The sequence below is a fragment of the Thiothrix sp. UBA5583 genome (assembly GCA_002425225.1).
Classification (GTDB): Bacteria; Pseudomonadota; Gammaproteobacteria; order Thiotrichales; family Thiotrichaceae; genus Thiothrix; species Thiothrix moscowensis.
In genome coordinates this window covers 87226-102823 of record DILV01000003.1, presented here as the reverse complement: position 1 = coordinate 102823, position 15598 = coordinate 87226, and the positions used below count along the sequence as shown (strand labels likewise).

Annotated in this window: 17 protein-coding genes; 12 read left to right on the top strand and 5 right to left on the bottom strand. The window is 53.1% G+C overall.

Going from position 1 to position 15598, the window contains the following annotated elements; genetic code table 11:
* Positions 1–104: 104 nt before the first annotated feature.
* The 5 genes from B2U47_RS00805 (at position 105) to B2U47_RS00785 (ending at position 3632) form a co-directional block, all read left to right on the top strand.
* A complete protein-coding gene (locus B2U47_RS00805; protein WP_296674548.1) occupies positions 105–1325 on the top strand; it encodes an argininosuccinate synthase in 1221 nt (406 codons plus the stop codon).
* Positions 1326–1332: 7 nt separating this feature from the next.
* Positions 1333–1536: a SlyX family protein gene (locus B2U47_RS00800; RefSeq protein ID WP_296674549.1), complete on the top strand. Its 204-nt coding sequence runs from the start codon at positions 1333–1335 to the stop codon at positions 1534–1536.
* Positions 1536–2228, top strand: a complete 693-nt coding sequence (locus B2U47_RS00795; RefSeq protein WP_296674551.1) for a class I SAM-dependent methyltransferase — start codon at positions 1536–1538, stop codon at positions 2226–2228. The genes B2U47_RS00800 and B2U47_RS00795 overlap by 1 nt, the downstream gene beginning before the upstream one ends.
* 91 nt (positions 2229–2319) lie before the next feature.
* On the top strand, positions 2320–2691 hold the full coding sequence (locus tag B2U47_RS00790) for a DUF423 domain-containing protein (protein ID WP_298682349.1): 372 nt from the start codon (positions 2320–2322) through the stop codon (positions 2689–2691).
* Between the two features lie 185 nt (positions 2692–2876).
* Complete coding sequence (locus tag B2U47_RS00785; protein ID WP_296674552.1) at positions 2877–3632, top strand: metallophosphoesterase; 756 nt, start codon at positions 2877–2879, stop codon at positions 3630–3632.
* Positions 3633–3684: 52 nt separating this feature from the next.
* On the opposite strand, the gene iscR is transcribed toward B2U47_RS00785, so the two are convergent.
* Together iscR and B2U47_RS00775 are read right to left on the bottom strand one after the other, a co-directional pair.
* Entirely contained in the window at positions 3685–4176 is a 492-nt protein-coding gene (gene iscR / locus B2U47_RS00780; RefSeq protein ID WP_296674554.1) for a Fe-S cluster assembly transcriptional regulator IscR, read from the bottom strand.
* Between the two features lie 199 nt (positions 4177–4375).
* Positions 4376–4828: a DUF1249 domain-containing protein gene (locus tag B2U47_RS00775; protein WP_296674556.1), complete on the bottom strand. Its 453-nt coding sequence runs from the start codon at positions 4826–4828 to the stop codon at positions 4376–4378.
* A gap of 62 nt (positions 4829–4890) precedes the next feature.
* Between B2U47_RS00775 and B2U47_RS00770 the strand changes: the two genes are divergently transcribed.
* Positions 4891–6528 carry an alpha-D-glucose phosphate-specific phosphoglucomutase gene (locus B2U47_RS00770; RefSeq protein WP_296674558.1) on the top strand — a complete coding sequence of 546 codons (1638 nt, stop codon included), beginning with the start codon at positions 4891–4893 and terminating at the stop codon, positions 6526–6528.
* 2 nt (positions 6529–6530) lie between these two features.
* On the opposite strand, the gene B2U47_RS00765 is transcribed toward B2U47_RS00770, so the two are convergent.
* Positions 6531–7268 (bottom strand): adenosylcobinamide-GDP ribazoletransferase, encoded by a 738-nt coding sequence (locus tag B2U47_RS00765; protein ID WP_296674559.1) that lies wholly within the window; start codon positions 7266–7268, stop codon positions 6531–6533.
* A 172-nt stretch (positions 7269–7440) separates the two neighbouring features.
* Between B2U47_RS00765 and tgt the strand changes: the two genes are divergently transcribed.
* Positions 7441–8550: a tRNA guanosine(34) transglycosylase Tgt gene (gene tgt, locus B2U47_RS00760; protein WP_296674765.1), complete on the top strand. Its 1110-nt coding sequence runs from the start codon at positions 7441–7443 to the stop codon at positions 8548–8550.
* Between the two features lie 11 nt (positions 8551–8561).
* On the opposite strand, the gene B2U47_RS00755 is transcribed toward tgt, so the two are convergent.
* Positions 8562–9425, bottom strand: coding sequence for a PfkB family carbohydrate kinase (locus tag B2U47_RS00755; protein ID WP_296674561.1), 864 nt, complete (start codon positions 9423–9425; stop codon positions 8562–8564).
* Positions 9426–9512: 87 nt separating this feature from the next.
* Between B2U47_RS00755 and B2U47_RS00750 the strand changes: the two genes are divergently transcribed.
* Positions 9513–10532, top strand: a complete 1020-nt coding sequence (locus B2U47_RS00750; protein WP_296674562.1) for a serine protease — start codon at positions 9513–9515, stop codon at positions 10530–10532.
* Here the strand turns inward: B2U47_RS00750 and B2U47_RS00745 are convergent.
* A complete protein-coding gene (locus B2U47_RS00745) occupies positions 10438–11853 on the bottom strand; it encodes a tetratricopeptide repeat protein (protein ID WP_296674564.1) in 1416 nt (471 codons plus the stop codon). The two genes, B2U47_RS00750 and B2U47_RS00745, sit on opposite strands and share 95 nt — an antisense overlap.
* A 261-nt stretch (positions 11854–12114) precedes the next feature.
* Here B2U47_RS00745 and hflK point away from each other — a divergent pair, with 261 nt between their 5' ends.
* The 4 genes from hflK to B2U47_RS00725 are packed head-to-tail and all read left to right on the top strand — an operon-like array spanning position 12115 to position 15586.
* Positions 12115–13311, top strand: coding sequence for an FtsH protease activity modulator HflK (hflK, locus tag B2U47_RS00740; protein WP_296674566.1), 1197 nt, complete (start codon positions 12115–12117; stop codon positions 13309–13311).
* Positions 13311–14180, top strand: coding sequence for a protease modulator HflC (gene hflC / locus B2U47_RS00735; RefSeq protein ID WP_296674567.1), 870 nt, complete (start codon positions 13311–13313; stop codon positions 14178–14180). Before hflK ends, hflC begins: the two co-directional genes overlap by 1 nt.
* Before the next feature lie 13 nt (positions 14181–14193).
* Complete coding sequence (locus tag B2U47_RS00730; RefSeq protein ID WP_296674569.1) at positions 14194–14388, top strand: DUF2065 domain-containing protein; 195 nt, start codon at positions 14194–14196, stop codon at positions 14386–14388.
* A gap of 7 nt (positions 14389–14395) precedes the next feature.
* The gene (locus tag B2U47_RS00725) at positions 14396–15586 is read left to right on the top strand and encodes an ATP phosphoribosyltransferase regulatory subunit (RefSeq protein ID WP_296674570.1); all 1191 of its coding nucleotides are present in this window, start codon (positions 14396–14398) and stop codon (positions 15584–15586) included.
* Positions 15587–15598 lie beyond the last annotated feature (12 nt).

Below are 15598 nucleotides of genomic sequence, written 5' to 3'. Positions count from 1 at the left end.
GCGGTTTAATGCGATTACCCTACAAGCATACCACGGGTGCATTTATTTGGTGTTGCAACAGGCATATAATGCCGTGTTTCGATTTATCTACGGGAACAACAGACATGGCACAGTCAGTCAAGAAAGTCGTGCTGGCCTATTCCGGCGGCTTGGATACTTCCATCATCGTCCGGTGGCTACAAGAAAATTACGGGTGCGAAATCGTCACCTTCACTGCTGACATCGGTCAGGGCGAAGAGGTCGAGCCAGCGCGTGCCAAAGCCCTAGCGATGGGCATCAAGCCGGAAGAAATCTTCATCGAAGACCTGCGCGAAGAATTTGTGCGCGACTACGTGTTCCCGATGTTCCGCGCCAACACCATTTACGAAGGCGAATACCTGCTGGGCACATCCATCGCTCGCCCGCTAATCGCCAAGCGTCTGATCGAAATCGCCAATGAAACCGGCGCAGATGCCATTTCCCATGGCGCGACCGGCAAAGGCAACGACCAGGTACGCTTTGAACTGGGTGCTTACGCGCTTAAACCGGGCGTAAAAGTTATTGCCCCTTGGCGCGAATGGGACATGAATTCCCGTGAAGCGCTGATGCAATACGCTGAACAGCACAACATCCCGGTCGATTTCAAAAAGGCTGGCAAGAAATCCCCCTATTCAATGGATGCCAACCTGCTTCATATTTCTTACGAAGGCGGCCCATTGGAAGACCCGTGGTTTGAAGCTGAAGAGGATATGTGGCGCTGGAGCGTTTCCCCCGAAACTGCCCCTGACAAGCCCACCTACGTCGAAATCACCTTCAAGGGCGGCGACCCGGTAGCACTGGATGGTCAGGAAATGTCCGCCGCTGCCATCCTCGAAACCCTCAACAAACTGGGCGGTGCAAACGGTATCGGTCGTCTGGACTTGGTGGAAAACCGTTACGTCGGTATGAAATCACGCGGCTGCTACGAAACCCCCGGCGGCACAATCCTATTGCCTGCCCACCGTGCGATTGAATCCCTGACCCTCGACCGCGAAGTGGCGCACCTGAAAGACAGCCTGATGCCAAAGTACGCCGAGCTGGTCTACAACGGCTATTGGTGGAGTCCTGAGCGCAAGATGATGCAGCAAATGATTGACGCCTCGCAAGCCTTCGTCAACGGCACGGTACGCATGAAGTTGTACAAGGGTGCTGCAACCGTGGCAGGCCGCAAGTCCGACGATAGTCTGTTTGATGCGCGTATCGCCACCTTTGACGATGACGGCGGTGCATACAACCAGAAAGATGCGGAAGGCTTCATCAAACTGAATGCGCTACGGATGCGGATTGCCGCCGTAAAAGGAAGATAATTTCCTGATGGAAGCACGTCTGGAAAAACTGGAGCTCCTGTTCATGGAACAGGAGCAAACGCTGGAAGCCCTAAGCCAGCAGGTTTACCTGCAACAGCAGGAAATCCGCCGCGCCTTGCAGGAAATCGAACGCCTCAATGACAAGCTCAAGGCACTCGAACCCGCACTGGTTGGCAATGCCGCTGATGAGCCACCACCACCGCATTATTGATGCCTGAACGTTATCAACTGATACAAACGCCAGAGCGACTGGAACTCCACGACACCCAAGATCCCAAAATCGGCGCAGTCTACGTGGATTTTGTCGCAGGCAAAGCCCAGCACCGCCGTTTGTTCGGTGGTGGCAAAGGCCAGGACATCGCCAAAGCCATCGGCTTGCACAAATACAAACACCCTCATGTGGTTGATGCCACTGCTGGGCTGGGGCGTGAATCTTTCGTACTGGCAACATTGGGCTGTCATATCACCATGCTGGAACGTTCCCCCGCTGTCCACGCCCTGCTAGCCGATGGATTGCAACGCGCCCACCGCAACGGTGACGCAGACATCCTGGCTATTGTTAAGCGCATGAACCTGTACCACGCCAGCGCCCATACATGGCTACCCACACTGCCTGCAACTTGCCTACCGGATGTTATCTATCTCGACCCCATGTTCCCGGAACGGCAAAAATCTGCCCTGGTGCAGAAGGAAATGCGCTTTTTCCACGAAGTTGTCGGCGAAGACCCTGACAGTGATGCCCTGCTGGAGATTGCCATCCAGTACGCCAGACAGCGCGTTGTGGTCAAACGCCCGCGTCATGCCCCTGAATTGGCCTTGCACAAACCGGCTTTCGTGATTAGCGGCAAGGCCGTCCGCTATGATGTCTACCTAGGCAAAGCAACTGCGCAGGAACACCAGTAACAAGAGCAGCAGACCTGCCTTGGTCATTATTCTCAAAATCCGTTGAAATAGCTGGCGTTTTTCATGTGTATTCATAGAGGACTGAAATCTTATGCAAAGGAACCATTTTCTTATAGCGGCCGCCCTGTTGGGAATGCTTGCGGTCATGTTGGGGGCATTTGGTGCTCACGGACTGGAAAAAATCCTGGAACCCCGGATGCTGCAACGCTTCCATACTGGCGTTGAATACCAGTTTTATCATGCATTTGCCCTGCTGGGGACAGGTTTGCTGCGCGAGAAATATGCACACCAATGGTTGAACTACGCTGGCTATGCATTCATCACCGGTGTTCTGCTATTTTCCGGCAGCCTGTATCTGTATGTTCTGACTGGAATTACAGCAATCGCCATAATCACACCTTTTGGCGGAACTGCCTTCATCCTTGGGTGGGTATTCCTGCTAGTATTTCTTATCAAGAGGTAATAGCGGATATAAATACTTCCAATGTCTATAAAAAACCTTTTCTTATTTATTGACTAAAAAATATTTGTATTCGCTAAATTCGAGTTTATTTAATAAATTTAGAACTGGGTGTTATAACAAAATCAGTTTTCCAAGCCCTAAATAAATCATAGTGATGAATAAACATAGTCATTGGAAGACAAAGTATGTCCTATACCCCATTCAAGTTTTTTGGAAAGAATATACGCGGAAGAGATTTCATCGCCGGTGATATTCATGGGTCTTTTTCTGCCTTGGAGGTTTTACTACTCAGGGTAAATTTTGATCCAGAACGCGATCGTTTGTTTTCTGTTGGCGATTTAATCGACCGTGGCCCCGAATCCCACCGTGTTATCGAATTCCTCAATTATCCCTGGTTCCATGCCATCATGGGCAACCATGAAAGGATGTTGCTGGATTCAATCAACAGTGCATCCATCCGTGATAACTGGATGCGTTATAACGGTGGTGACTGGTGGAAACGTATCCCTACCAGTATGCAACCACGCATCCGTCAGGTTATTGAACATTTGCCGCTGGCATTTGAAGTGACTACCAATATTGGTCAGGTTGGCATTGTCCATGCCGACATTCCTACCGGGATGCCTTGGCACAAGTTTGTCCAGTCCTTGTATAATGACAAGGACATTGCCGATTACGCACTATGGTCACGCAACCGCTACCAATACCTGCGCATGTCAGGACGTACCACGCCAGTGGAAGGTATTGCGCTGGCGGTATTTGGGCATACTCCGGTCAAAAATCCCATGTTGAACGCCAATGTCTATTACATAGATACCGGCGCAGCCCTGCTGAATGACGATGATCTGGGAAAATTGACGTTGTTGCAAATTCAGCCACACATGGATTTGCATCAACTGGATGTTCGCCACGACATGCCCAAATACAAAAAGACTGCTTAAACAAAAACGGGGCTTGTCACAGCCCCGTTTACTTCATTCATGATGCACATGCTTACATGAAAGCGCTCATGCTGGTGCGGGGCGGGAACATGGTTGCAATACGGCTGGCGATGGTATCCTGCCGGATAGCTACTTCCCGAATTTCAGGGCGATTAATGAAGTTCGCCAGTGTCAGACCATCCAAAAACTCATACAGGCGGTTGCTGAGATCTTCCCACAACTGATGGGTGAGGCACTTTTCACCACCTTGGCAGTCCTTGTTACCGAGACAGCGTGTTACATCAATGTTTTCATCAACCGCCTTGATGATTTCCGCAATGCTGATCTGACTAGCAGGACGCCCAAGCCGATAGCCACCGCCCGGACCGCGTACACCTTCAACCAGCCCTTCTTTGCGCAAACGCGCAAATAGCTGTTCCAGATAAGACAGGGAAATGCCCTGACATTGGGAAATATCAGCAAGCGTCACAGGGCCATGATGGTCATGAATGGCCAAATCCAGCATAGCAGTAACCGCATAGCGGCCTTTGGTTGATAATTTCATGTGGTACTCCTTGGCAACATGAGTGGCTGAATCTTAATTTCCTACTAATTTAGTCAGCATACTAGATAAACCTACTTAAACAGTCAAGATTTTTAGTGCTCCTGACTTATACAAAAAATAGGTTGTTATCTTCGATCAAGTATACAGAAAGAAGTTATACCTTCCATTATTTATACAATAACTATACGTAGCGTAAACCCTAGGAAAAACCATGGCCTTGCCTACGCAAGTAACTGACCCATTTGTAAAGAAAACGGTTCATGCGCCAACGGCACAGCAACATGGTGTCCAGTTCCTTGCCCCAATACTGGACAGGCTCATCCGACAGGCGGCAACGGTGACTGATCACCTCAGCTTGCCTGGAATCGTGATAAATGCGGATCAACATATCGGGGCGACTAGTCTGCTGCTCCCCATTTTTCTCACTGAACAGGTAAGTCAGCAAGACCGTGGATGTATGTGCGGAGTTGTCGATCATCCGTACAGCCACCGGAATACAGCGTTCTACCCGCGATACCGTTTCCGCAGGCAGGTTGCGTACATCACCACACAGCAAGCGCAATTGCATATAGTTGATTTCATACATCTCCATCAAAGCCACAAAAGATTTTGGACGTGGGGAGAAAGTAGTGGGTTGTTCTTTAACTAACATAAATCCATAATAAGCCTGACTAAACCTGATCCTAACAAAAACCCGTTACCAAGCGTATTCCCATGACTATCCAGACTATCAAAACAACACCTTACACCGACCAGAAACCCGGCACATCCGGCTTACGTAAAAGCGTCAAGCAGTTCAAGAAAACCGATTACCTGCAAACCTTTGTACAAGCCATTTTCAATACCGTTGAAGGTATTACAGGCAGCACCCTAGTATTGGGCGGTGATGGGCGCTATTTCAACCGCGAAGCCATCCAGATCATCCTGCGCATGGCTGCGGCTGCCGGATTCGGCAAGGTCATCCTCGGGCAAGGAGGTATCCTCTCCACACCGGCAGCGTCCAACCTGATCCGCAAATATGGCGCAGTCGGTGGCATCATTCTCTCTGCCAGTCATAATCCAGGCGGGCCGGAAGGCGACTTTGGCATCAAATTCAATATCCGCAATGGTGGCCCAGCCCCTGAAAGCCTGACAGAAGCCATCTTTGCCACTTCCCAACACATTCACGAATACCGGATTGCACCTATCCAGCCTATCCCGTTAGACAAGCTGGGTCACTACGAACTGGCAGGTATGCCGATTGAAGTGATCGACCCGGTAGCCGATTACATGGATCTGATGGAAAGCCTGTTCGACTTTGACAAAATTGCTGCCATGCTCCAGTCTGGCAAATTCAACATGCGCTTTGATGCCATGCACGCTGTTACCGGCCCTTACGCCCAGCGCATTCTGGAAGAACGGTTGGGTGCGCCCGCCGGTACTGTCATGCACGGTCAACCACTGGCCGACTTTGGTGGTGGGCATCCTGACCCCAATCAGGCTCATGCCAAGGAATTGATGTCACTGCTATTCGCCCGCAATGGCACAATCGACTTCGGTGCAGCCTCCGACGGTGATGGCGACCGCAACATGGTGCTGGGCAAACAGTTTTTCGTCACCCCCAGTGACAGTCTGGCAGTACTGGCAGCCAATGCTACTGTTGCCCCCGGCTACCGCAGTGGCATTACCGGCATAGCTCGTTCCATGCCAACCAGCCAGGCGCCCGACCGTGTTGCCGCCAAACTGGGCTTGCCTTGCTTTGAAACACCAACCGGCTGGAAATTCTTCGGCAACTTGCTGGATGCAGGCCGCATTACCTTGTGTGGTGAAGAAAGCTTCGGCACAAGCTCCAACCATGTGCGTGAAAAAGACGGCTTGTGGGCGGTTCTGTTCTGGCTCAACCTGCTGGCAGAAAAGCAGGATTCTGTCGCTAACATTGTCCGCCAGCACTGGGCAGAATACGGGCGCAATTACTACTCCCGTCACGACTACGAAGAAATCGACCTGAAAGCTGCCAACGAACTGATGGCAGCCTTGCAAGAGCAACTGACCTCATTGCCAGGCAAAACACTAGGCAAACGCACGGTCGCTGATGCAGACAATTTCGCTTATACCGACCCGGTGGATGGTTCTGTCAGCCGTAACCAGGGAATCCGTATCCTGTTCACTGATGGGGCACGTATTGTGTTCCGCCTGTCCGGCACAGGAACCCAAGGCGCGACCCTGCGGGTTTATCTGGAAAGCTACGAACCTGACAGCAGCAAGCACGCTCTGGATGAACAGGTTGCCCTGAGTGACCTGATCCAGATTGCCGCTGACGTTGCCCGGATTACAGAATTCACCGGGCGTGAAGTTGCCGACGTAATTACCTGAAATCAGGCGGACAGGGCTGCCACAAACAGCCCTACCGCTTCCAGCAGCACAATGCTGGCTCCGATGCTGTCCCAGGTCAAACCGCCACAGATTCGTTTCAACCTGAAACGGATCAATATCAGTGTCACGAACATGGCAAACATGGGCATACCTGCCACCAGCGCTATCGGCACTGCCAACAACAACCAGACAAACAGCGCGACATAAGGAAATTCCACCCGAAATTCCTGCATCACACCCTCATTGGCAGCAACTGGCGTAAAGCCCAGCAGGGCGATCACCAGCAGGCGGGCAATCAGCGGCGCGAAAAAGATATAAGGCCAGACCTTGTATTCAATCAGGACAGACAGCGCTGCGAACTTGACCATCATCACCAAAGCCATTACCCCCATGACCCCCAGATGGGGAACCGAGGGGTGTTGGCTACTATTGTCTTGTTTGCCAGCACACATCTCACCAAAGAACCACGCACTAATACTGCGGGCAAGCGAGTCCAGATGATGCAACTCACTGACAAACATCCACAAAGTTAGCAAGATGACGGAAGCCAGCACTGGTTCCACATGCTCCAGCCGCCAGGCAATCGCTGCCAGAATCAGCCCCATCAAGGCACCGATGACAGGAAACCACGCCAGAGAACGACCTTTTTCTTCAGCAGAAAAACCTTCAATAGGTGGCACAGGCAAACGTGTCAACACAGCGGCTGCCACCAGCAAGGAACGTAGTATTGTTTTGATCATGACCCCTGACACGCCTGTTTTCAGAAAAATAACAGAAAAATTTTGTATACCCTATTTTTCTATAGATCAACCCCACAAGTCCAGCAAGAAGAAGTCGTCATGGGTTTCTTAGCTCCCCCCAACCCGCTAAAATCCCCGCTTTGCCCTGAACCAAGGAAACCCCATGTCCCACATGCAGTTCGACCTGCTCACCACCGACGGCACAGCCCGGCGCGGACGCCTGACGTTCCCGCGCGGTACGGTGGAAACGCCCGCCTTCATGCCGGTCGGCACATATGGCACGGTCAAGGCCATGACCCCGGAAGAACTGCTTGGGCTAGGCGCAGAAATCATCCTCGGCAACACCTTTCACCTGATGCTGCGCCCCGGCACGGACATCGTGCAACTGCATGGCGACCTGCACGGTTTCATGCACTGGGAAAAACCGATCCTGACCGATTCCGGCGGTTTTCAGGTGTTTTCACTGGCAGAGATGCGCAAGATTTCCGAAGAAGGCGTGCGCTTCCAATCGCCAGTCGATGGGCACAAGGTATTGATGACGCCGGAATCCTCGATGCAGGTGCAACGTGAACTTGGCTCCGACATCGTGATGATTTTCGATGAATGCACCCCCTACCCGGCTACTTACGATCAGGCACGGTTCTCAATGGAGTTGAGCCTGCGCTGGGCGAAACGCAGCAGTCAAGCGCACGAAGGCAACCCCTCTGCCCTGTTCGGCATCGTGCAAGGCGGCATGTATGAGGAACTGCGCAAGGTTTCGGCTAGCGGCCTGCTGGAGATCGGTTTCGACGGCTACGCTATCGGCGGCCTCTCCGTCGGTGAACCCAAGGACGAACGTGACAAGGTGTTGGAAGCCACCCTGCCAGAGCTGCCTACCGACCGCCCGCGCTACCTGATGGGAGTCGGCAAGCCGGAAGACATCGTGGAAGCGGTACGCCGGGGCGTGGACATGTTCGATTGTGTAATCCCCACCCGCAATGCCCGTAACGGCTTCCTGTTCACCCGTTACGGTACGCTGAAAATCCGCAACAGCCAGTACCAGCACGATACCCGCCCAATTGACGAGCAATGCGGCTGCTACACCTGCCAGCACTATTCCCGCAGTTACCTGCGCCATCTGGACAAGTGCGGGGAAATCCTTGGAGCACGCCTGAATACCATCCATAACCTGTATTACTATCAGGAACTGATGCGCGACATCCGCACAGCGATTGCGGAGGGAAGGTTTGAGGCATTTGTCAGCGAGTTTTATGCACTACGTGGACAGGCGACACCGGACTGACAGCCCAGGCACTACATCAAACCTTCCAACCCCTGCTGTGCGACCTTGCGTCCTGCCAGTTCCGTTGCATAATGCAGGGCTTCTTCCAGCAATTGCCCGGTCGCCAGCGCGTGGATCAGACCGGCGTTGAACACATCTCCGGATCCAGTGGTATCGACTACCTGTTCCACCTTGAGTGCCGGGGCATGAAACACCACCCCAAGTTGGTCAATCGCCCATGCACCCTGCTCCCCCCAAGTACAGGTCATCCAGATGCTTCCATATTTTGCCTGCTGGTCACGCAAAAAACTTTCCGCGTCACTGAAACCGTGTAGCTGGGCGTAAGCACGCGGGAACATAACCAGATCCACCAGTGGAATCAGCGCTGCCAGCCCCTCACGCTGCTTTTCGATTTCCAGAGAAACGGGCTGGTCGAAAATGTTGTCGCGGGTATAAGCCAGCATCTTCTCCAACTCTGCCACATTGCGCCCTTCAAAATGCAACCAGTCATAACGTTCTACTGGAATCTGGCAAAAATCAGCCGCAGACAATTCCGGCAAATCACGGTAATGCACAATGGTGCGGCTACCGTTGGCCTGATTGAGGGTAATGCAGGAAACAGGGGACGTGCCCGCTTGCCTGCTGGCATGTTCCAGACCGACCCCGGCAGCTTGCAAGCTGTTGGCAATACGCTCCCCGTCAGCGTTCGTTGCCAGCACCCCTGCCCAGTCACAACGGTGACGGTGCGCAGCCAATACCCGTGCCGTATTGGCTGCATTGCCGCCACAGCCTACCCATTGGTTACTGGCTCGCATTTCCTCGTCTTCCTGTGGGTAATGGTCAACCCCATTCACGATGTCGAGGACGGCATTACCCGTGATCAAAATAAAACTCATAAAAAATTTTCCTGTTTCATGCAGTAATCCAGTGTTTTTTGTGGTCGTAAACGTTGGGCCAAATCATAATGTGACAGGGGATATATAATGTACAAGGTATTGGGGATAATTTTTCTCCTGCTGTTTTCTTGGCAGCAGGCAGGCGCAAATTCCGACATGACCATGCGCATCGTAGGGGGGAATCCGGCGGGGCAAAATGCTTGGCCTTCCGTAGTCGCCATCAAGACCACCTCCACCGGCGAAATTCTGTGTGGTGGCAACCTGATCCATCCATTGTGGGTACTGACTGCCGGGCATTGCATCACCGGCGAAGCGGCAGGCTTGAGCTATGAATATGGCCCTGCGGACATGGTAATTTTTTCCGGTGCAACCGGACTGGATTCACCACGTGGCAGATTCATGCAAGTTCAGCGCATTGTTGTACACCCGCAATACAACCCACGCAATGGCGCCAATGACTTGGCCCTGCTGATGCTGACAGCGCCACTGGAAGGCGCAACCATGCCGGTGTATGCCGATAATCCACCACCTGGCACGGCAGCAACCGTAGTGGGCTGGGGCGCACGCCGCGCCAACGCACCAGGTGGCGCACCGGGTGATTATCCCAATCAGCTCCAGCAAGTAACCATTCCGGTCGTACCCAACGAAGTCTGTAACCAGCCCACTTCCTATAACGGCAAAATCTTGCCCAACATGCTGTGTGCTGGTTTGCCGCAAGGTGGGCATGATGCCTGTGTCGGCGACAGCGGCGGGCCATTGATGGTAAGGCAAAATGGCGTGTACCGGCAGGTGGGGATTGTCAGTCAGGGCGAAGGCTGCGCCATGCCCGGCAAATACGGTATCTACACCCGCGTAGCCAGCTATGCCCACTGGATTCAGCAATATGCACCACCACCTTACGCCGCTAGCCCTGTACAGCCAGACAACCCGCGCATGAACTATCCCGGAGGAGCTGGTTCCGTCAGTGCCTGGGCAATGGCTGGACTGGGCTTGCTCGCCTTGTGGCTGGGCATCAGGAGGTTTGCAGCAGGTTCAGGGTATTATCGAGTTCAACCTGCTTGCGCAACAACTTCTTCACCCCGAAAGGTACGAACTGGAACAGGGTGATGCCCGTCACCCCCAACAGCAACATACTGCCCAGCACCGTGGAAATGACGGCATCGGAACCCAGCAGACTGCCGACACCCAACAGATCTGAGGTAAAACGCAGCAGATAGAAAACCAAGGATGCCAACAGCAGAACCACGGACGCATGGATCAGGACGCCCCCCAACTGGTTGACCCACGACCAGCGGGAGCGCTGTTTTTCCATGTGTTGTTCGTATTGACGTGAACGTAACCTGACTTCACGCACGATGCGCTTCTGGGAAGCATCCAGAATCATGTTGCCGATCTGTTTTTCACGCTGGCTGAGAGTGACATACGGCAAGTGTGACATCACCCGCACATGCTGTTGGAATACCTGCCGGAACAGTCTGCTTGAATCAATGCCGTCCGGTAATGGCATGGCGGACAGGGCGCTTTGTTTCCAGTTCTGGTGCACATAGGTCTGGATACGGTTTACCCTGATAGCCCGCAAGTCACGCAGCACCACTTTGATTTCCTGTGCATCACCGAAATCCGGCTCTACTTGCGCCTGCACGTAATACAGCGGGGAACGTGCCACGACCCGTGCCAACTGGTGGGCGGCTGTGTCCTTGTCCCCTGCCATTGCCAAATAACGTGAGCATTCGTACAGGTTTTCCATGTCTGGCTGCGAACCCAGCTTGAGGGCGGCAAAGGCAGCTTCCACCGCATTGCCATGATCCTGCAAGCCATAACGGGTATCCGCCAGATGGCGCAAGGCAAAAGCAGCAAATACCGGGTCATCCTTTTCCGCCAGACTGGCAGCTTGGGCAAAATGACAAGCCGCCTCATCCAACCTGCCCAGCAGGAACAGGTAGATCCAGCCCAGCTCAAAATGCGCCCGGTAATTGCGCTGATTGACAGACAGTGCCTGCTTGAGCATGAATTCTGCGGTTGCCACCCGTTGCTGGGCATCATTGCCCTGTACCAGCAGGGATTCGGAAAGCTGCTTGCTGGCAAAATCGGCCTCTACTCCGGCGCGGTAAAAACCAAAACCAGCCTTGCCATCTGCTTGCAGTTGCTTACGCAGATCTTCCCGGCTTTGTACCAAACGCAAACCTTGCATGGAAACATGGGATGCGAGTACTTCAAGCTGAGGGCGCAAACTGTGCAAAACATCCTCTGCACTACCAAACTTGCGCAGGTTGTTACGGATACCAGCATCCAGCAGGCTGTAAATGCCTTGGCGCTTCATGCCATGTAGCGGAACCAGATATTCGAGGTTGATACGGTGAAACACGTGCTGTTTGTGCGCAGGAAAAAAAACATCCTGTACCTGGCGTACCGACAATCCTTGGGTCATGTTGTCAAATCCATTTCTGACTGTATGGGGGTTGCAGGATCATAATATAGTCAACTTTTCAAATTTTTCATTAAATTCTGTTACGTATCCAATCAGCCATCCCCACTGACACTCGCAGGGAATTTTATACAAAATAAAGGTTTGCAATCAAACGCCAGATGACGTTTGTCACTTATTTCCCCCTTTTTTCGCGGTTGTGTTGAATACCGCCCCCATGAATCTGCTATGCTTCGTGCTGAATTTATCATGAGGAGCTTACCTATGCCCTGGAACGAACCGGGTGGCAATCAACAAGACCCTTGGACGGGAAAAAAACCTGGATCAGGTGGCAACAATGATCCCGAAGAATTCATCCGTAAACTCAACCAGAAACTGGGCAAACTGTTTGGTGGTTCAGGCCGACAGGGCAATTCCGATAACAACGGCGGCAAAGGCATTGCATTCCTGCTGGTCTTGCTGGTAGGCGGCTGGCTGCTATCTGGCTTTTATACTGTCGATGCACGTCAGCAAGGTCTGGTTTTACGCTTTGGTGCTTATCAGCAAACCACCACTGCCGGATTGCACTGGCGCTTGCCTTATCCGATTGAAACGGTTGAAATCATTGATGTTGAGCAAAACCGTAGCGCACAGGATCGCAGTACCATGCTGACCAAGGATGAAAATATCGTCGAAATTGCCGTTTCAGCCCAGTACAAGGTACGTAGCCCGGAAGACTATGCTTTCAACATCGTCAACCCGGATGCCCTGAACGACCAGACTCAGGGTACGCTATATCAGGTCATGCGTGGCGCTACCCGTGAAGTCATCGGGCGCAACGACATGGACTTCATCCTCAAGGAAGGTCGCGAGCAAATTGCTGCCAACATCCAGACCCAGATGCAACAGGTACTGGATGGTTACAAGTCCGGCTTGCAGGTCATCACTGTCAACCTGACGTATGCCGAAGCCCCTGCTGAAGTCAAGGCAGCTTTCGATGAAGCCAACAAGGCGCGGGAAGATGCCAACCGTTTCAAAAACGAAGCCGATACCTATGCAAACCGCATACTGCCTGAAGCCCGTGGCGAAGCTGCCAGGGTCAAAGCCCAGTCGGAAGCCTACCGCCAGGAAACGGTCGCCAGAGCAGAGGGTGATGCAGCCCGCTTTACTCAACTGGTAGCCGAATTCCGCAAGGCGCCTGAAGTAACCCGTGAAAGGATGTATCTGGAAACGCTGGAAAGCGTCATGTCCGGCAGCCGTAAAATCCTGGTTGATGCCAACAGCAGTAATAATATGCTGTATCTGCCGCTGGATCAGTTAACCGGCACACAGCCAACAGATGCCCAACATCTGGCTCCGGCAGTAGCAGCCGCTACCACCGCTCCTCAAGCCAAAACACAACAGGCATCACCCACTGAAACACCTGCCGAAGGCACGGTTACACGCCCTGCACGTGAAGCCAGTACACGGGAGAGCCGCTAATGGACATCAAGAACCTGCTTGCCATCACCATCGGGGCTATTGTCCTGTTGCTGTACTCTTCTGTCTACACAGTAGACCAGCGTGAACGAGCCATCCTGTTCAAGTTCCGTGAAATTGTTGATGCTGACATCCAGCCTGGCTTGCACTTCCGCATCCCGTTTGTGAACACAGTTAGCAAATTTCCAGCGCGTATCCAGACACTGACATCCAAACCAGAACAGTTTCTGACAGGTGAAAAGAAATACGTGACCGTGGATTTCTTTGTCAAATGGCGTATTCAGGATGTGTCTGCTTTCTACCGTTCCACCGGTGGCGGGCGCGTTGCTGATGCGGAAAACCGCCTGGAACAGCTCATGAAAGACGGTTTACGCAACGAATTCAGCCGCCGCACCATCCAGGAAGCCCTATCTGCTGAACGTGGGAATATCATGCAAGGGCTGGAAAGCAAATCCAGTGAAGTTGCCAAGCAACTGGGGATTGAAATTGTTGACATCCGTGTTAGCCGGATTGACTTCCCGGATACAGTCAGCGACTCCGTGTATGACCGGATGCGCTCCGACCGTCAGCGGGTAGCTCAGGACTTCCGTTCACGCGGCAAGGAAGAGGCAGCCAAGATTGAAGCCACTGCTGACCGCGAAGCCACCATCATCAAAGCAGAAGCCTACAAGGAGGCTGAAAAACTTCGTGGTGAAGGTGACGCCAAAGCTGCTGAAGTTTACGCACAGGCTTACCAGCAGGACGCAGAGTTCTATTCTTTCTACCGTAGCCTCAATGCCTACAAAAATACACTGGGCAAAGGCAGCGACGTAATGGTACTGGAGCCAACCTCCGAATTCTTCCGTTACTTCAAACAGCCATCCGCACAGTAGCAGATACCTGAGCGTGGAATTGAACTGGCACGACTTGCTCAATGCACTAGCCCTCCTGTTGATACTGGAGGGCTTGATGCCGTTTCTAAGCCCTGCCCGCCTTAAACAAGCCTATGCACAATTGCTGGAATTGCCCGACAAAACCTTACGAACCATTGGTCTGGTAAGCGTAATTGCTGGTATCCTACTGCTCTTTGTGACTGACTAGCCGAAACATGCCGAAGATTGACCAATACTGGGCGCTCCCCGATGGCATCAGCGAAGCCCTGCCCGATGAGGCGGAAGCGCTGGAGCAATTGCGCCGCCGCCTGCTTGACCTGTTTGCTACCTGGGGCTACCGCCTCGTGATGCCACCGATGGTGGAATTCATGGAATCCCTCAGCATCGGGCATGGCAGCAACCTGGATGTACAAACCTTCAAGCTGACCGACCAGTTGAGTGGGCGCATGATGGGGCTGCGTGCCGACATGACCCCGCAAGTGGCACGCATTGATGCCCACAAACTGAAAACCGACCTGCCCAACCGTCTGTGTTACATCGGAAGCGTATTGCGTACCCGCAGCTTCCACCGCGACGGTTCACGTTCCCCTTTGCAGGTAGGCGCGGAACTGTTTGGTCATGCCGGGCAGGACAGCGACTTTGAAGTGATTTCCCTGCTGCTGGAAACGCTGGCGCAATGCCATGTCCCTAATGTGGTGTTGGACATCGGTCACGTTGGCATTTTCCGCACCCTCGCCCGCGAAGCTGGCATGAGTGCCCAGCAGGAAAGTGCGTTCTACGACATGCTGGTGCGCAAATCCTTGCCAGAAATTGATGATTGGCTGGCAAACGCCAAGCTGCCTGCGGACATGAACCATTACCTGCGCCAGTTACCACGCCTGAGCGGTGCGCCTGACGTGCTGGAACAGGCTGCTACGGTGTTTGCCAACGCGCACGCCGACATCCGTGCTGCCCTCACCCACCTGCAAACTTTGGTGGCACGCATCCGCGCCAGCTTCCCAGCCTGCAACATTCATGTTGATCTGGCGGAACTGAGCGGCTATGACTACCACACCGGCATCGTGTACGGCATTTACACTCCCGGTATGGGTAGGGAAATTGCCCGTGGCGGGCGCTATGATGGCATCGGCGAAGCCTTTGGACGCAAACGCCCTGCCACCGGTTTCAGCACCGACTTGCGCACACTGGCAACATTCGCCCTGCAACAAGGCCAACCCAGCAGGCAAGCTAGCATCTTTGCGCCTGCCGATCAGAATACCAGTCTGGATGCCCTGATCCGTGAACTGCGCAGCCAGGGTAACACGGTGATCCGCGCACTGGATGGGCAAACCGATACGCCAGTAGCCTTGGGTTGCAACCAACAGATTGCACAGCACAACGGTCAGTGGACTGTGGTTGCTGTTTGACATTTGACTTAC